Source organism: Phocaeicola sartorii JCM 17136 = DSM 21941 (assembly GCF_054653615.1).
This window is the reverse complement of record NZ_BAAIFW010000005.1, coordinates 998,865-1,017,808: the sequence shown is the minus strand read 5'-3', so window position 1 is coordinate 1,017,808 and position 18,944 is coordinate 998,865. Positions and strand designations below refer to the sequence as shown.

Sequence of the window (18,944 nt, the reverse complement as noted above, 5' to 3'; positions counted from 1 at the left end):
ATGAAGAAAAAAGAAGAAAACAACAAGCAACCGGAATACCTCAACTATTCTGATGAGGAACAGGTGCTGGACTTGAACGAACTGATGGACGTGCAGGGCGGCATAGATGACGAAGAACTATCCCAATGCGGCCTGGGATGTTACACAGGCGGATTTGTCGATCCTACCAAAAAACAAGATGAAAATGCCGGAAATGAATAAAGTGTATGTGCTGAACCCCTATTATCACCTCCGTCATGATATACACAGGGTAGCATTGTTCTCCACCGGTACGGGAGCTGAGACCGGCTGCTCCCGGAACTGGCATACGTTCATTCATCCCTTGCAGGCTGTGATGCTGAGTTTTTTCACGTATGACAGGCCTTTGCAGGAAACGATACCCCTGCTGTGCGATTTCTTCTACCGCAGCAGGGAGGAAATAACAGGGTGGGTGTCGTACTTCATCAATAATACGACCCCCGTTCATACCTCCACGCAGCAGGGAGAGATCTATTTCCCCAAACGGGTATTGATTGAAGCGGAAAAGGCGGGCAGCGCCTTGCGTTTTGAACAATTAGACCCTAATTCTTTCGTATGGAAGCAACTGGACCTTACCACCCGAAGGCTCTATACCGGCCCGTTGCTGCTCACTTTCATGCTGACCAACCGGTGTGTCACCCACTGCAAGTATTGCTATGCAGACACCTCCACACAGGTGGAATCTCCTTTGCCTGTCAAACGGATACTGGAACTCATTGACGAAGCTTCGAAAATGCAAGTGCAACAGATCAGCTTGATAGGCGGCGAGATATTCCTGCATCACGACTGGAAAATCATCTTGACGGAGCTGGTGAAAAAAGGAATCGCACCCGAATTCATATCAACCAAAATACCTCTGACCGGAAAAATCATACAAGATATACAAGAAACCGGTTACCAAGGCATCGTGCAAGTTTCGCTGGATGCCGCCCGGCCGGAAATCCTGTGCTCTTCGCTGGAAGTAAACCGGCAGTACACCGAACAGATGCTACACGGACTCCGCCTGCTGGACGACAGCGGACTGACCTACCAGGTGTCCTCCGTACTGACCACTTATAACTGCGATGTTGTCACACTGGCCGAATTATTATCAAAACTGTCCCAGCTGAAACATCTGCGCGACTGGCGCATCGTGCCCACCACCAATTCCATCAGCAAAAACTATAAGAAGTTCGCGCGGCTGAAGCCTTCGCAAATAGAAATTCTGGAAACATTCAAAGAAATGCGCCCGCTCATAGCCAACGCCCCGTTTCCTGTCATTCTGGGCAAAGCGACCGTCACAAAGGAATATTATGACACCTGGGGAGGCAGCCGCCACTTTAAAGGAAGCGAATGCTCGGCGCTCAGCACCCATCTGTTCATATTACCCGACGGGAAAGTAACGATATGTGAGCAGCTGTATTGGCTTCCCCAATTTATCATAGGCGATGTCACCACCCAAAGTATCATGGAAGTATGGAACTCGCCTCAAGCCAAACATCTTTGCTCCTTGGAACGTACCGATATCAATGAGGCAAGCCAATGCCAAAGCTGTTATTTTTTCGAGGACTGTTTCAGTTACCAGAACCGCTGCTGGAGTGATATTGTCAAAGCATACGGACCCGATTGCTGGGACTATCCTGATCCGCGCTGCCGGTATGCTCCTGCCATGAGAAACAAATTGGATTATGACTAAGGAGAAATGGCCGGTAGGGCGACCTCCCGTAGCCTTCGATTTATTCCCGGATTCAATCTAATGCCTGTCCGGAAATAAATCGTAGCATAAGAAGGATGTTGTGACTAATCCGATCCTAAAAGAATATCAGAATTGAACCTCTATATTCAGTTTGCCACCCAAACCACGCTCTACAATATCACGGAGTGTCTTTATAGTAAGATTACTGCCATCATTCTCTATACGAGAAATAAATGCCCGTTTCTTATTAATACGCTCTGCAAGTTCTTCTTGTGTCAGATCGAGTTTGATTCTTGCATTCCTTACTTGAAAACCTATCATTAGATCAGACAATTCTTTTTCATAAGCATCACGTTCAGGAGTGCCTTGCTTACCTACGTATTTATCTTCCAACTCTGATAATGTCTTTGTATTCATTTTCGTTCCTCCTTTTCTTTTTCTTGATAGTATTCATCCATAAGTCTCACAGCTTTTTTTATCTCATCGGGTGGTGTCTTTTGTGTTTTTTTTTGGAATCCACTCAAAAGCACCACCAATTTTCCAGCATCAAAAAAGCAAAATATACGAAAAATGTCACTGCCAAATTTAACACGTATTTCAAACAATCCATTCGTATCTTCTACATATTTCAAATGAGTAACAGGAACACGTTCCACTTCCTCGATTATACGCAATATTTGCAGAATCTTACTTGCTATTTTCGGGCGTTGGCTTGCGAGAAAATCATCAAAGTAGTTTCTATATGTGATAACCGTTCTATATTTTTTCATAGAGCAAATGTAACGTATAAGTTGCGATTTCACAAAGAAAGAACAACCTATTTATAGATATTTAATCATTCACACAAAACGAGAGAAAATTATTCTTTTTCTACTCATGTAGCATCTGCAACATTTTATGGCTGCTTGGGAGTTTTGACATATCCTTCTTTATTCTTCTCCTCCAAATACTCATAAAAAGCATACTGCGCACGTACCGGCCCTTCCTCCGGATCCCTTTTCGGCACATTGTTCAGATGTTCATCCACCCATCCGGCTTTCCTGTTATCTTTCAGCTGAATGGCCAGCATATCTATCAGTTGTTGTTTCAAGTCCTCGTCCAGCACAGGAGTGACAGCCTCTATACGCCGGTACAGGTTGCGCCGCATCCAGTCTGGCGACCCCATGAACAAAAGAGGCTTTCCTCCATTGTGGAAGTACCACACCCGGGCATGCTCCAGAAAACTGTCCACAATGCGGGTGATGCGTATATTCCTACTATAAGGCTGGTTGGGAATCAGGCAGCAGATGCCACGCACGATCAAGTCTATTTTCACTCCCGCCTCACTAGCCTTATATAATTCGTCTATCATGGCAGGATCTTGCAATGCGTTCATTTTCAAAACAATCCGTGCCTCCTTTCCGGCCTTTGCCATATTTATCTCATACCCGATGCGCCTTCTCAGTTCAGGCAACAGATTGAAACGGGCTACCAGCAGACGCTTGAACCGGGGTTCGGTCACTTCCTTCCGCAATACCCGGAACAAGGTATGCAGGTCATTCACAATCACCTCATTGGAAGTAAACAGGCCTGAATCAGCATATATCCGGGCAGTCTTCTCATTGAAGTTTCCCGTACTGATATAGGCATAGCTGCGGGTTTGCTTTCCCTCCTTGTTATAACGTAGTACAAGCGCCACCTTGGCATGCACCTTCAGACCCGGTATGCTGAATATGATATGAATGCCCGCCCGCTTCATCATCTCGGCGGTAGCCAGATTGTTCTCCTCGTCAAAACGGGCTTTCAGTTCCACAAATACCGTAACCTTCTTGCCATTCTGGGCAGCGGCAATCAAAGTGTTGATCACTTCCGAATTCTCCGCCACCCGGTACTGGGTAATCATAATCTCCCTGCAAGCCGGATCATGAACCGCCTCGTACAGAAAATGGATGAAATGCCCGAAAGAATGATAAGGGAAATGCAACATCAAATCCTTTTTATTCACGTAACGGAAGATGGACTCTTTCTCATCCAGACAGTTCAACTTCATAGGACGGGGCTTCAACTGGACATAAAGCTCCTTGTGGGGATTGGGCAAGTGAGACAAATCCTCCAAGTTCAAGTGTTTGTCACCCGGAACCAACTCGTCACGGTTAATGCCGAACGCATCAACCAGAAACTCCAGATAGTCAGCAGGCATCTTGCGGTCATAGACAAAACGGCATACGGCACCTATCTTGCGCTTCTTCACCTTTTTCCGCAACTGTTCCACCATCACTTCGGAACTGGCCGCATCATCCACAAAAATATCGGCATCTCGAGAAATCTTACAGCAATAGCTGCAATCCAACTCATACCCGGGAAACATACGGTCGATATTCGCTTTGATGATATCTTCCATATACATCAGGTAAAAGTTCTCTCCCTGCCGGGGAAGCTCTATGAAACGGGGAACTTTGCTATAAGGCAATTTAATGATATAGTATTCCTTTTCCCCCGTGTCCTTGCGCGTCACGCGTACCGACAGATACAAGCGGTTGTCACGCAAAAAAGTCTTGATCCGGTTCTTGCACACCGGGACAGGCTGGAGATAGGGAAAGATTTCCTCCTTAAAGAAATTACGGATAAATTCCTGATGAAAAGGTTCCACCTCCTGCTTGCTTTGATAAAAAACAATATGATGATCGCGCAAGGCCGGAACAATCTTACGCTCATAAATGCGGATACGGTCTTCCATCTGGTTGTTCACCACCTCGGTAATCTGATGTATCAGGTGTCTGGCTTCCTCCTGTGTCATATCATCACTCTGGCCGCCGGAAGCAATGGCTTTATGTTCCGCCACACGGATTTTGTAAAATTCCTCCAGATTAGAAGAATATATAGAGATGAAGTTAATCCGTTCATACAACGGCAGGGAGTCGTCATCCGCCTCCAGCAATACGCGATAGTTGAAAGATAGCCAACTGATATCACGCTTGAAATAATGATATTTGCTCTCCATATTATGCTTAGATTTGTTCCAAATATAGTACCTTTGCCGGTAATAAACAAAAAAAGTATGACAAGAGTTGGATTATTATCGGATACTCATGCGTTTTGGGATGATAAATACCTGAAATACTTTGAGAATTGTGATGAGATATGGCACGCCGGAGACATCGGCTCAGTAGAAGTCGCCCGGAAACTGTCCGCCTTCCGCCCCTTCCGGGCTGTATATGGAAACATTGACGGACAGGATATCCGCCGGCTTTATCCTCAGATCAACCGCTTCACCGTAGATGGCGCCGAGGTGTTGATAAAGCATATAGGCGGATATCCGGGCAACTATGATCCTTCCATCCGCGGCAGCCTGCTGGTGAAACCTCCCAGACTGTTTATCAGCGGACACTCGCATATCTTAAAGGTCAAGTATGACAAAACACTGGATATGCTGCACATCAACCCGGGAGCGGCAGGTATCTACGGATTCCATAAAGTGAGAACATTGGTACGTTTTTGCATCGACAACGGAGAATTTAAAGATTTAGAAGTAATAGAACTGGCTGATAAGTTGTAAGATTAAAAAATCTTTCCGAACTTTGCACGCATTAATATCAAAAACAATATGAAGACTTATCTCGTTACAGGAGCTGCCGGATTTATCGGAGCCAATTATTTGAAATACATCCTGGCCAAACATGACGATATCAGAGTGGTGGTGCTGGATGCTTTAACATACGCAGGTAACTTGGGTACCATCGCATCAGACATTGATAATGAACGCTGTTTCTTCGTAAAAGGAGATATATGCGACCGTGACCTGGCAGACCAGCTATTCGCAGAATACAAGTTTGACTACATCGTGAATTTTGCCGCCGAAAGCCATGTGGACCGCAGCATTGAAAACCCTCAACTCTTCTTGCAGACCAACATTCTGGGTACCCAGAACCTGCTGGATGCGGCCCGTCGCGCATGGGTTACAGGAAAAGACGAGAACGGTTACCCTACCTGGCGCAAGGATGTACGCTACCATCAGGTATCTACAGACGAAGTGTACGGCAGTCTGGGAGCGGAAGGCTTCTTTACCGAAACCACCCCTTTGTGTCCGCACAGCCCGTACAGCGCTTCCAAAACAAGTGCGGACATGATTGTCATGGCTTATCGTGATACTTACAAAATGCCGGTAACCATTACCCGTTGTTCCAATAACTATGGTCCGTACCACTTTCCTGAAAAACTGATTCCGCTGATCATTAAAAATATTCTGGAAGGAAAGAAACTTCCCGTATATGGCGATGGAAAGAATGTACGCGACTGGTTGTATGTGGAGGACCACTGCAAAGCTATCGACTTGGTGCTACGCAAGGGACGCGAAGGTGAAGTATATAATGTAGGCGGACACAATGAGAAAGAAAACATAGAGATAGTGAAGCTCACCATCGCCACCATCCACCGGATGATGACGGAGAATCCCGAATACCGCAAAGTGCTGAAGAAAAAAGAATTGAACGATAAAGGTGAGATTTCCATCGACTGGATTAACGAATCATTGATCACCTTCGTCAAAGACCGTCTGGGACACGACCAACGCTATGCCATCGACCCGACAAAGATTACCAATGAACTGGGGTGGTATCCCGAAACAAAATTCGAAATCGGCATTGTAAAGACTATCCAATGGTATCTGGAAAACCAGGAGTGGGTGGAAAATGTAACAAGCGGCGATTACCAAAAGTATTACGAAAGTATGTATAAGAACCGATAGACAATACTATCTTATCATATTTATAAAAGTCCCCGGACAAGAACAGTGCAGTTCATCTTGTCCGGGGACTTTTTTATCTTGATATGCATAACTCATATCCAGTACCATATTTCAACTATTATGAAACAATAAAACAGAATCATCTAAAGATATGTTTAACAACATGTAAATACTTCTTTTATTTTCGATTTCTTTCATATACTTTTGCATCGATAAAACAAATATAACACAAACAAACTACTAAAAATAAAATAAAGAAATTAATTTAATATTTATAAGCAATAAAGAGACACACAGAAAGAATCAAAAAAGCAAACACAAGAAACCAGCAAAATAATGACGTCCAAAAGGCAGATACAAGGAAATAGAAAAGAATACATAAGATTTATCCAACCTAATAAGTTTACGATTGAAACCAAACTGATTCAATTATTTGATATCAGAAATCAACCATTAGAAACAATTAGTGAGTTAATAAAAAAGCAAAAATGAAAAACATGAGAAAAAATCCAAAACAAAACCGGGAAAGCAGCTTAATGCGCACTCCCCTCATTTTAGGATTGTCAATGGCCCTATGCATACCGGCCACCCATTTGTATGCAGAAGCAAGTGACATGGTAAAAAATGAATCGGTTCAATCGATCCTGCAAGGACGTACCATTAAAGGTAAAATTCTTGATGAAAACAACGAACCTTTAATCGGAGTATCTGTCATAGTCAAAGGTGCAAGCACTATAGGGACTATTACAGACTTTGACGGGAATTACACATTGGAAGTTCCTGCCGGAAAAAATATTCTCGAAATATCCTATATAGGATATAAGACTCAGGAAATTACCATCGGCAAAAATGAACAACTGAATATCAAGATGCAGCCTGATACCCAGACATTGGACGAAGTGGTAGTGGTAGGATATGGTACGGTGAAAAAGAGAGACCTGACGGGCGCCGTAGCTTCTGTGAAAAGTGAAGATATTGTCCGTATGCCTACCAGTAACGTACTGGAAGCCATTCAAGGGCAGGTAGCCGGTCTGGATATCACCCGGAGCAGCGGCGAAGCCGGTTCCGGAGTGAACATGACGCTGCGCGGTACACGTTCTATCAACGGTGACAACAGTCCGCTGTTTATCATTGACGGCATGGAGGGTTCTTACGATGAATTGAACCCGAATGACATTGCTTCTATCGAAGTTCTGAAAGACGCCTCTTCTACCGCTGTTTATGGTGCCTCCGGCGCGAACGGTGTCATCATCATCACGACCAAGACTCCCAAGAAAGACAAATTCTCCATCGACCTGGATGCCTACTATGGCTGGAATGTCATTTCCAGTTTTCCGGAAGTAAACCGGGGAGAAGATTATATCAATTTCCGCCGGGAAGCGCAAAAAACAGTAGGCGCGTGGAACAGTCCGGCCGACGATGGAAGCCTTTTCCCCAGCTATATGCAAAAATACATAGACAACAACCAATGGGTGGACTATTTTGATCTGGCCTCACAAACCGGTATTACCAACAGTTATAATCTAAGCACTTCATATTCCAATGACCGGGTTACCTCTTATTTCTCTTTAGGATATTATAATCTGGAAGGATTGTTGAAAGGAGACGAACTGGAACGTTACTCGGCGCGTGCAAAAATAGATTTCAAAGCCAACGAAATGGTTAAATACGGATTGAACCTATATGCCATGTATTCTGAAAATGACAAGCGTTACAGTCGTATATGGAACCGTATTCTATGTATGCCGCCACTAGGTACCCCTTACGACGAAAACGGTAATCTGGTAGATTATCCTTTGGGAGATGGTAATATGAACCCACTGGCCGATATGGGTAAAGACCAGTATGTAAACAATGTAAAGACATTAAGCATAGCCCCACAGATGTATGTAGAGCTGACCCCGTTGAAGGGACTTTCATTCAAGAGTCTGCTAGGCGGATATTTCCGAAACGTAAAAGAGAGTAAATATACCGGTACAAATTCTTATCAGGGACTGGAAAGCGGACTGGTGCAGGCCACAATCCCCAACACCTTCACTTATAATTATAAATGGCAGAATATCCTGACTTACAATTTTAAAATAAAAGAAGATCACGATTTCACCATAACGGGAGTCACCGAATGGTCAAAAGATCAAAAAGAAAAGGCCACCGCCACTGCCAACAAGTTTGATACGGACTCTTATCTATATCACAATTTAGGTGCGGCAACCGGTACACCCACTGTTTCGTCTTCTTATGTAGGCAGCCAGAAGATGTCCTATGTGGCCCGTATCAACTATAGCTATAAAGGACGTTACCTGTTGACGTTAAGCAACCGCTGGGATGGCTCTTCCATATTGGCCGATGGCAACAAATGGGACATGTTCCCCGCAGGAGCCTTTGCATGGCGCATCAGTGACGAGCCGTTCATGCAGAATGTAAAAGCTGTCTCCAACTTGAAATTACGTGCCAGTTATGGTGTCACAGGTAACGCCGGTGCTTCAGAATACGCCACATTAGACTACAGCCGCACAGGTATCATCGGATTCCAGGATGTAGGAGTCCCTTATAGCGGCTATTCCCGTTCCATTGCCAACAAGAGTCTGGGATGGGAAAAATCATACATGGCAGATCTGGGATTCGACCTGGGACTGTTCAGTGACAGACTGAATGTGGCATTTGACTGGTACCGGACAGACACCAAAGACATCTTGTTCGAGAAAAACCTGCCCTATGCGACAGGAGGTTACGGCTCCTCTCCATTCAAAATATGGTCTAATGTAGGCGAAACGCGCAATACGGGTGTGGAATTGAGCATTACCAGCCGCAACTTTGTCGGACCTAAATTCCAGTGGAGCACCACCCTGGCATTCTCTACCAACAAGGAAGAAGTGATAAAGACAACCAGCGAAGGCCCGCTTCAATTCGGAGACTATTACCTGATTCCCGGTGAGGCGATCAAGACTTATTACGGGTACAAATATGCCGGAATATGGGGTACTGCCGAGGCCGAGGAAGCAGCCAAATACAGCCAGAAACCCGGACAGGTGCATATTGCCGAGAATGGTACTCCCGATTACAAGCTGAACTCGGATGATTATTATGTTCTGGGAAGCGCCACACCGAAATGGTCGGGCAGTTTACTCAACAACTTCAATTATAAGAATTTCGACTTGAGCATCTTGTTGATTGCCCGTTGGGACTGGACGATTCCTTACGGACTGACCGGATGGTATCGCACAGACGGACTGACTCCCTCTCCTACTGTATGCGACTACTGGACTCCTGAAAATCAAGGCGCCCGCTATCCGCGTCCGGATGCAAGCATTACAAACGGACAGGATCCATATCAACAATGGGCTAATTATTTCGATGGTTCCTACTTGAAGGTAAAAAATATTTCATTAGGCTATACACTTCCCAAGAAATGGTTGAACACCCTAAAGATTGATAGAATGCGTGTATATTTCACCGCAAATAACCCGTTCATCTTTACCAAGTGCGACTATCTGAAAAACTATGACCCTGAAAAAGGAGGTGACGACGATGATGCACCGTTATCAAAACAATATGTATTTGGCGTTAATATCTCATTCTAAAAACTCATACTGATGAAAAAACATAAATTACTCTCTATATCAGCCGTAATCCTGATGATGTCTGCCAACGGCTGCAGTCTGGATGAATTCAATCCTTCAGGCATTTCTACAGAACAAGAATGGACTACCCCGGCAGGGTACGAAAAGAAAGTGAACGACTGCTATTTTGACCTGGTCCGCATTGTTTACGGTCAGGCAGAAGATACTTATTTAATGGTTGCAGAAGGAGGAACAGACATCTGGCAGGACACGAACCCCGATGGTACCAACGGCAACTGGAGCAAGTTGCTCCGTTATGAGGATTATGGTGCTTCAAACGGTATGCTGAATGAAGGATACGCGGGTTTCTATGGCATATTGAGTGCATGTAACGCTGCTGTTCACTATGCCGGCAAAGTGGAAGGTCTGAGTGAGACAAGAATCAATGAACTGGTCAGTGAGGCCCGTTTCATCCGTGCGCATGCCTTATATAATATTGTAGAACAGTGGGGAGGCAAATACCTGCCATTGGAGCCGATGAACAGCCCTGTTACTGTCCTCCCGTGTAGTCCGGTAAACGATTTCTATAAAGTAATTCTGGAAGATCTGGAATTCGCCATGAAAAACCTCCCTATCACACAAGAGGTAAAAGGACACGTAACACGTGCGGCAGCCTATCACTTATATGCCAAAGCCTGCCTCACCTTCTCTACCTACACTGACGGCCTGGGCAATACCACGGCCTTGACGGAAAGCGAAAGCAAAGCCTATCTGGAAAAAGCAAAGACGGCAGCTGATTATCTGATTCAGAATGCCGGTTCGCTGGGAGTCAAGCTCTATGATGATGTAGAAGCTGTTTTTGATGAAAACAATAATAAGAACAACGAAGAGGCACTGTTTATTGTCTGCCACTCCACCATTACAGCTTATAACCCCCGTGGAAACTATTTCAACCGTGTATGGAAACACTCCGAAGCATACAATAACAATACCTCAGGCGTCTATCTGTCGGGCATGACTCCCAGCTATGCCACTAATGTCAACGGATACGAAGTTCCCAAACTGGCAAAAGGCAACTGCTATATGGAACCCAGCAAGTATATGCTTGATTTATATGGAGAAAAAGACGGCCGCTATAAAGCTTTCTTCAAAGACACTTATTATGTGAATAACGCAACAAATAGTGCCAAGAACGGATATACCTGGAACGAAGCCGACGCACAAAGATACGGTCTTTCTACCGGCAGAGTCGGTAATTCTGCCTATGATATCACTTTAGGAGATACGGCTGTCTATTTATCCCGCAAGACTTATACACAGGCCGAAAGAGACGCTTGCCGCTATGCCATTTTCAACTTGGAAGACAATTATGCCGACCCCAAAAGTCCTCTGAAGTTCTTCCCGAGTCTGAAGAAAGCGGATTGCCCCAGTCTATATGCAGGTTCGAATGCCTCCAAGCCTTATTCCTCAGCGGACTGTATTGTTTATCGTCTAGGAGAGACTTACCTGCTATCAGCAGAAATCGACTGGAGATTAGGCAACAGCCAAAGTGCCGCCGAAAGACTGAACACGCTCCGGAACCGTGCCTGCAAGGGACATGACCACAGCATGGATATCACAGCCACAGATGTCACTCAGGATTTCTTGCTGGATGAGAATGCGCGTGAAATGGTAGGCGAATGGAACCGCTGGATGACGTTGAAAAGATTCCGTGCTTTCGAGAGCCGCATCACAAAAGCAAACCCGCAAATCACAAAATTCGATAAGAATATTCACTATTTGCGCCCCATTCCGACAGCTGAATTATTACTGATCGACAATGCTGACGAATATCAGAATCCAGGATATTAACAGACAAGATAAATTCCTCCTATAAAAAAGACAGCTTGGATAGCAGAATTCTATCCAAGCTGTCTTTTTTATAGGGGATGCTTCATCACTGGAGCGTCCCCTTTCCACCTTAAATTATTCACAAAAGGGCTACAGCAACTAAAAGAACAATCATTACCTGCCCTCTGTCTTTTTGAATGAACCTATATTACTTAAAATTCAAATATTGCCGGTTTCCTGATACTCCATGCAGCATTGCAGGACAGAAGCGGAAAGAGAATGACATACGTTCAGCCGGAATCAAATAAGGCTGGTGAGGATAAGCTCCCCAACTGGTATCACCACCCACTCCCATCTGTTTTAAATCAATATTCCATGTCACCATATCCTTGAACTGAATATCGGATAAATGACGCTGCGATTTACGCAGGCCCGGCTCATCCAAATCTTCTGTAGGAAACAGATAGGCACTGGTGCTGATATAAGGCTGTCCGACAGCCATCAATCCCTGTCCGGCGGTATTTGTCAAACTCATCCAGCGGACTTCGGTCTTATTGCCATTTTCCTGCGGACGGTCATACGGGAAATACTGACCGGCCACGCTTCCCTTATACAGACCTACATAGGAAGAAGTATTCCGGTCTATATAATTCTCATGAGGACCGCGTCCCAACCATTCCATCTGGTCGAACTGCTTGTTCAGCGTAATGCTGACTCCCATCCGGGGCAGCAAAGGCAACGTGTCGTTACCCGGAATGAAAGTACAATTCACATCCAAATATCCTTTTCCCGAGAAATGATAGGTAACAATAAAATCAGACTCTCCTACAGGCAACTTATAATGAGAAACAACCTCATAAGCTTCTTTACCCAATGCCTTTTGTTCCATGGATAACAGCTTTGCCTGACGCCCCGCATCACGCCACGGACGCAAGGTTTTATTCATGCCATTTCCCATATCATTATCCGTCACAGGACGCCAGAAATTAGGACGTAAAGCTTCTTTTATCAGTTCCATACTTCCTTCTTTATAAGAAGTCAAGGCACCGGTTTCCTTATCAAAACCTACGCTCAAGTTACCGGCTGTAAGTGTCAACAACGAAGCCGCATCATCCGCTATCACCGGTGAAGACTGAGCCTCAGCAACAAACGGCTGATAGAATGGAAGACTCACCTGGGCATCAGCCAGTCTTGTTCCGGCTTTCAGCAGACCATCCTCATTTTTCAAACTGGCATAGAAATTCAAGAAATATTCCACACCGGGTTTAGCCTGTATGGCCGGGAAAGAAGTCTTGAACCTACCCGTCTGCTGAGGAGCCAAGGATACATCATCAATGGTTCCGGTAGCCAGAAGCTCACCATTCCCCTCCAGTTTCCAAGTAAAATTGAATTCACTTAAATCTGTAAAGAAATACTTGTTACGTAACTCTACCCATCCCTCATGATAATCCAATAAAGAGAATGCTATATTTTGATATACTTTTTTCACTTCATGGATATGCGGCTTCAAAGTGCGGTCGGCGGCAACCAGACCGTTCATACAGAAATTGGCGGAACTTGGAGTGCCTTTCGGAGCCAGATCGCCTCCGTATGCCCAATAGAATTTTCCATCCGGTGTTTTTGCATACAAGCCCTGATCCACCCAGTCCCAGATATGTCCGCCCTGTAAAGAAGGATATTTCTCTATCACATCCCAATAATCCTGAAGATTTCCTTCACTGTTTCCCATAGCATGGGCATATTCACAAAGAATCAACGGTTTGGTAGGAAGATAAAGAGAGTGATTAATCAATACATCTATCTTTTTATACATCGGACAGAAAATATCGGTATAAGGCCCCTTTATTCCGTCTTCCGAATGCACGGGACGCTGTGAACGGTCATTGGCATGTACCCATTTATAGGTAGCCGCGAAGTTACATCCTTCACCGGTTTCATTACCCAATGACCAGATAATGACGCAAGGATGGTTTTTGTCACGCTCGAACATACGTTCCGTGCGGTCTATGAAAGCTTTCTCCCATTCGGGCTGGTTTGCCAGGCATTGATCGGGTTTATACCCCATGCCATGGCTTTCGATATTGGCCTCATCCACCACATACATACCATAGATGTCACATAATTCATACCAGCGGGGATCATTGGGATAATGAGAGGTTCGTACACTGTTGATATTATTCTCTTTCATCAATTGAATATCACGCAGCATGGACGCCTCATCCACCACATGACCGTTATAAGGATCGTGTTCGTGTCGGTTTACTCCTTTTATATAGACTGGTTTGCCATTTATCAGCAATTGGGCATGTTTGATTTCAGATTTGCGGAAACCGACGTATTGGGAAATGTATTGTTCCGGTTTGCCATTTACGCGCAAAGTAAGCAACAATTTATACAGATTCGGTTTCTCCGCACTCCACAGTAAAGGTTCTACCACTTCTTTTTTGAAATGAAGTTCCCGGTCGGCAGCATTCCAACGCTTACGTTCACTATAGATACTTTTACCTGCTTTATCCAACAGACTTACTTCCACTTCAGCCCCCTTTATTTTTCCTTCTCCGGCTTTACCCAACTCTACAAAAAGTTGAAAGTCAGCATTCTTGTATTCTCCGTCAAGGTCGGTGACCACTTCATAGTCGCGCACATGAGTTTCGGGCCGGGCATACACATAGACATCACGCTGTATGCCGGCAAAACGCCAGTAGTCCTGATCTTCCAGATAATATCCGTCACTGAACTTGAAAACCTGTACAGCTATTTCATTCTTCCCTTGTTTTACATACGGCGTAATATCAAACTCCGAAGGTGTTTTAGAGTCCTGAGAGTAACCTACCTTTTCGCCATTCACCCATACATAGAAAGCAGAAGCCACTCCGCCGAAATAAAGAATAATCTGGCGTTTGTTCCAATGGGCAGGAATCGTAAAGGTACGTCTATAAGAACCTACCGGGCTATTCTCCACGGCAATCAATGGCGGATTTTTCTTTATACCATACCCGCTACCCACGTAAAAAGGATAACCAAACCCTTGAAGTTCCCAGTTGGAAGGGACTTTTATATCATCCCAACCCGAGACATCATATCCTTTTTGAAAGAAATCCATCGGCCGTTCATCCGAACGAGGCACAAAATGAAATTTCCATGTTCCATTCAAGGATTGGAAATAAGGAGATTGTGATTTATCACCCTGCAATGCCTGTTCTTTAGTGGGATATCCCATAAAATTAGCCGCCGAAGGCAGACGATTGATATGAAGCACATCAAAATTCTCCCAATCGTTATCCGAACGGGGATATTTGTTTCTACGCACTTCTACATTGTCTTTGCTCGTTTCATCGACGCTCCTGTTCACCGGAGCGCCGTCATATTGGGATTGTGCCATGCCTGCCAATGACAAAGACACGGCAACCCCTGTCAATATAGAACGAATTTTCATCATAAATATGTCTTTTAATAAATTCGGAGCATCCGCATACTGATTCTTGCTCCCACTATCATTGGTTCAACAGCAACCGCAAAATCAAAGCGGAAGACCAGCCAAAGTTGGGTGCATTCAATACTTCACCCGTCAGCGGATTGTAATTTTCATGAATCGGCCCGTCGGTCATCAGTCCTTGGGCATGTGCCATGAACTTGCGGGTCAGCAAGTCGGCTTCCTCCACATATCCGTAACGTTTCAATCCGGTAATACCGAAATACACCTGATTGAACCAAACCGGACCGCGCCAATAGCCGAAGGTAGGACGCAAAGCAGGATGACTTACATCCAGTGTACCTAACGGCAAGTAAGAGTTGAAATGTTTCTCATCCATCATGATGTTCCTCACCCTTTCGGCCTGTTCCGGTGTGGCAATACCTGCCCACAAGGGCAACCATCCCTCGGCACCCATCACTTTGACGGGAGTACGGTCATCCAGACGAATGTCATAGAAGAAACCACTCTCGCTGTCGTACATTTTAGTCTGTACATACTGCTTGATTACCTCAGCCTCCTTGACCAACTGTTCAGAAAGTTCTTGTTTTCCCAAAATAGAAGCCATTTCCGAAAGGGTCAGTTTGTCTACATAAAGGAAGGAATTCAAACAGATGTTCTCCTGATCCATCGACCAAGCTTTCTCCATTTCATTTTTCAGCATCTTGGTATTGTCAAAGCGGACTCCATTGTCCATGCCGCTCTCCCAAGCCGCCGCAATCAATGTACCATCAGTAGACCCATATTCGCAAATGCCATTGTGATCGTGGTCACGCTCGGCATACCACCATTGATGAAACTTATACAACTTATCGAAGATCTCGCCCAAGAATGCCTTGTCGCCTGTAGCTTTATAGACATTCATGGCCCCCCACGATGCCACAGGAGGTTTGGAATCGCGCCAGTTATTACGAGCTTTGTTGTAACCGATAAAGTCGGGAACCATACCATTCTCGGCCTGATAGTCGAACAAAGAAAGCATTTCGCTTTTGGCTCCTTCGGGATTGTAAAATACATTGCCCGATGCAATCTGCCAGGCATCCCACGACCAACATCCGCCGATGAATCCCGTATAAGAGGGGAAGCTGCATCCGTGAAAAATGTCACCGGCCGGTGTGCGCCAGTTAGAGTTCAAGGTCATCATCGCTTTCACGGCAATGTTCCGGTAAGCATTTTCTTTCATATAAGGACTATCCGTGGAAAGTACCCGTTGAAGTCCCTGATTCCAGCGCTGCTCATTGTCGGCAAAACACTGATCAAAACGTATGGACTTGATTGCTGTATATTCCTTATCTGTTTCTTCCCCTTTCAAGGTCAGAGTCTGACTGTATTCCGAAGTATAGCTTTTGCCGGGCTGCAACAAATAATCGCGCTTTTCAACCGCCCGCAAGCTATCATTACCAACAGCCATTACCTCATCGGCAGTACGGAAGAAGACAGTAGCCGCCACCTCGTCTACCGGTGGCTCGTTACGCAGTGTAATAATCTGGCGGTCAGCTCCCCACCGACGCCCGTAGAACGGATAATCAAAACGAACACCTTTGTCCAGCTTAGTGGCAACGGTATTCTCCTCAAAGACACCCCCCTCCCAAGTCAACGACACTTTCAAAGGTTCTTCGCTGAGATTTGTAATGACAGAACGTACAAAAGCTGTACGCGATGTAGCAAAACACAATTCAGTGGTGAACTCCAACTGCACATCCTTAAAGTTCTGCACCAGTTTTCCGGGCAAGTACTTAGCCGTCTGCGTATTGCGGGTCAGATCATACTTTTCGCCATTGACCATCAGCGTAGGCTGCGCCAGCGTTTGAGCAATCCAGCCTCTTCCGTGCATCGTCATAGGCCCGATGAAAGCACCGGCAAATGCCCTGCTTTGATTTACCGGCAACGCATAGCCACTCCATGCTCCCAGATCGGAAAACAAATTGAGATCGCCTTCTACAGCCTGTTCGGGCACATTCTTCACGTTCAGCAAATTAGGGAAATCCTCCTGTGTGGTAAACAGGCTCTCTTCCGGCTGTGTAGCGACTGGGGTACATGCCCCCAGCCAAAGAATGCCACACATTCCGTATATAGGAAATAAATGTTTCATAAGCGGTTCTTCAAAATGATACAAACTAGATTACTTGCTATAGTTCGGATTCTGCTCCCAATCAGGGTTAAGCAGGAATTCGCTATGAGGGATAGGAAGTAACTGGTGCTTAGCATCTACGTAGTTCTCAACAAACGGTTTGTTATGAGCTTTCAGCGTTTCTTCCACAATACCCCAACGAATCAAGTCGTACCAACGTGAACCTTCCAGTGCCAACTCACAAGGACGTTCTTTTTCTTGCAGATGTCTCAGCACTTCGGCTTTGCTCATGGTAAGCGGTAATGCCGGCACATTAACACGTGCACGGACCTTGTTTATGATGTTAATGGCCTCTGTTGTCTCACCCCTGTCATTAAGACATTCCGCATAGAGCAGCAGCACATCAGCATAGCGGATGACGGAAACATTAAAGAAACTATAGTCCCAATAATCGCTCATGCCTTCAGTATAAGTTACATATTTATGCCAGAAAATCTCGCCTTCCTTGTGGTAATCCTTAAAGGATTTTCCTTTCTCGTAATAGAAAGGACGACATTCCGGATCATCAAAAATAAGTGTATGGAGCAAACGGTCACTGGATTTACCATCTACAGTCTTATCAGCCAGCAAAGTCTGACACATCCAGTCTGTAGGATAAGCTTCTTCGTATGCGTCCAGTCCCGCCATGGGGCCCAAGTGAACAGTAAACAGATTGTATTCATACTGTCCGCCCGAACGGTCACCGGTAAACTGAATTTCCATGAGAGATTCTTTGTTATTCTTGTGCATACCATCAAAATTGTCAGCCCAATTCTCCATCAAGCCGAAAAGACTTCCTTCTTTATCGATGATTTTCTTGAATTCGGCTTCGGCTTTGCTCAATTCCTTGCGGAACATATAGAATTTGCCCAGAAGAGCCGCTGCCGTATAGCGTGTGGCACGCCCTTTGTCACTCTCATCATAGCTTTCGGGAAGATCGCTCTGTACTTCTTTCAGTTCGGTTTCAATCAAACTTACCAATTCTCCCGGGTTGGCTTGCGGCGGATAAAATTCTTCATCCGTGCCTGCCAATGCTTCCTTGTAAATGGGCACTCTCTCACCAAAGTTCACATACAGACGATAATAAAAATAAGCACGCAGAAAACGGGCCTCCGCTATGGACTGCTTCTTCAATGCATTGAGTGATTCCGAATCGCCAGGTACAGCAGGGATGTTGGTCAAGCATTGGTTGGCATAATTAATACCTTTATATAAATTAGTCCACTCTTTACTGATCACGGAGTTACTGGATTCCACATTAAACGATGAGATATTCATCCAGCTTGTCACATCATCCCTGTGGGTAATTTCATCGCTTCGATATTCGTCTATCACCATATAGCGTTCAAACGGTACCGCCCAAGACGCGTTTGGCTGCAAAGCGGCATATACACTGGTCAATCCTTTCATTATATCCCCTTCACTTTTCCAGAAATTACCGGGTGACAAAGCATTGGGATTAGAGTCTTCATCCAAGAAATCAGCACAAGAGGAAAAAGAAATCCCACTCAGAAGAACTGCAAATAATATATTTTTGAATTTCATAATCTTCGTAT

Annotated in this window: 12 protein-coding genes; 6 read left to right on the top strand and 6 right to left on the bottom strand. The window is 45.0% G+C overall.

What is annotated here, in order from left to right; all coding sequences use genetic code 11:
- Together ACYQ0C_RS04295 and ACYQ0C_RS04290 are read left to right on the top strand one after the other, a co-directional pair.
- A complete protein-coding gene (locus ACYQ0C_RS04295; RefSeq protein WP_016277100.1) occupies positions 1-201 on the top strand; it encodes a hypothetical protein in 201 nt (66 codons plus the stop codon).
- Positions 179-1,693 carry a radical SAM/SPASM domain-containing protein gene (locus tag ACYQ0C_RS04290; RefSeq protein WP_081642415.1) on the top strand — a complete coding sequence of 505 codons (1,515 nt, stop codon included), beginning with the start codon at positions 179-181 and terminating at the stop codon, positions 1,691-1,693. The genes ACYQ0C_RS04295 and ACYQ0C_RS04290 overlap by 23 nt, the downstream gene beginning before the upstream one ends.
- A 126-nt stretch (positions 1,694-1,819) precedes the next feature.
- Here ACYQ0C_RS04290 and ACYQ0C_RS04285 read toward each other — a convergent pair whose 3' ends face one another.
- The 3 genes from ACYQ0C_RS04285 to ACYQ0C_RS04275 form a co-directional block, all read right to left on the bottom strand.
- Complete coding sequence (locus ACYQ0C_RS04285; RefSeq protein WP_016277098.1) at positions 1,820-2,110, bottom strand: helix-turn-helix domain-containing protein; 291 nt, start codon at positions 2,108-2,110, stop codon at positions 1,820-1,822.
- Entirely contained in the window at positions 2,107-2,463 is a 357-nt protein-coding gene (locus ACYQ0C_RS04280; protein WP_016277097.1) for a type II toxin-antitoxin system RelE/ParE family toxin, read from the bottom strand. The genes ACYQ0C_RS04285 and ACYQ0C_RS04280 overlap by 4 nt, the downstream gene beginning before the upstream one ends.
- 125 nt (positions 2,464-2,588) lie before the next feature.
- Positions 2,589-4,673, bottom strand: a complete 2,085-nt coding sequence (locus ACYQ0C_RS04275; RefSeq protein ID WP_016277096.1) for an RNA degradosome polyphosphate kinase — start codon at positions 4,671-4,673, stop codon at positions 2,589-2,591.
- A 57-nt stretch (positions 4,674-4,730) separates the two neighbouring features.
- On the opposite strand from ACYQ0C_RS04275, the gene ACYQ0C_RS04270 reads away from it, so the two are divergent.
- From ACYQ0C_RS04270 to ACYQ0C_RS04255, 4 genes are all read left to right on the top strand, one after another.
- A complete protein-coding gene (locus ACYQ0C_RS04270) occupies positions 4,731-5,228 on the top strand; it encodes a metallophosphoesterase family protein (RefSeq protein ID WP_016277095.1) in 498 nt (165 codons plus the stop codon).
- A 48-nt stretch (positions 5,229-5,276) separates the two neighbouring features.
- The gene (rfbB, locus tag ACYQ0C_RS04265; RefSeq protein ID WP_016277094.1) at positions 5,277-6,416 is read left to right on the top strand and encodes a dTDP-glucose 4,6-dehydratase; all 1,140 of its coding nucleotides are present in this window, start codon (positions 5,277-5,279) and stop codon (positions 6,414-6,416) included.
- Between the two features lie 488 nt (positions 6,417-6,904).
- Positions 6,905-9,997 carry a SusC/RagA family TonB-linked outer membrane protein gene (locus tag ACYQ0C_RS04260; RefSeq protein WP_016277093.1) on the top strand — a complete coding sequence of 1,031 codons (3,093 nt, stop codon included), beginning with the start codon at positions 6,905-6,907 and terminating at the stop codon, positions 9,995-9,997.
- Between the two features lie 12 nt (positions 9,998-10,009).
- Positions 10,010-11,827: a RagB/SusD family nutrient uptake outer membrane protein gene (locus ACYQ0C_RS04255; RefSeq protein ID WP_016277092.1), complete on the top strand. Its 1,818-nt coding sequence runs from the start codon at positions 10,010-10,012 to the stop codon at positions 11,825-11,827.
- Positions 11,828-12,014: 187 nt separating this feature from the next.
- Here the strand turns inward: ACYQ0C_RS04255 and lacZ are convergent, their stop codons facing one another.
- Genes lacZ through ACYQ0C_RS04240 form a run of 3 tightly spaced genes read right to left on the bottom strand, consistent with a single transcriptional unit; the run spans position 12,015 to position 18,933 of the window.
- Positions 12,015-15,245 (bottom strand): beta-galactosidase, LacZ type, encoded by a 3,231-nt coding sequence (gene lacZ / locus ACYQ0C_RS04250; RefSeq protein ID WP_032941988.1) that lies wholly within the window; start codon positions 15,243-15,245, stop codon positions 12,015-12,017.
- Between the two features lie 55 nt (positions 15,246-15,300).
- A complete protein-coding gene (locus tag ACYQ0C_RS04245) occupies positions 15,301-17,370 on the bottom strand; it encodes an MGH1-like glycoside hydrolase domain-containing protein (RefSeq protein ID WP_016277090.1) in 2,070 nt (689 codons plus the stop codon).
- Positions 17,371-17,400: 30 nt separating this feature from the next.
- Entirely contained in the window at positions 17,401-18,933 is a 1,533-nt protein-coding gene (locus tag ACYQ0C_RS04240) for a RagB/SusD family nutrient uptake outer membrane protein (protein ID WP_016277089.1), read from the bottom strand.
- Positions 18,934-18,944 lie beyond the last annotated feature (11 nt).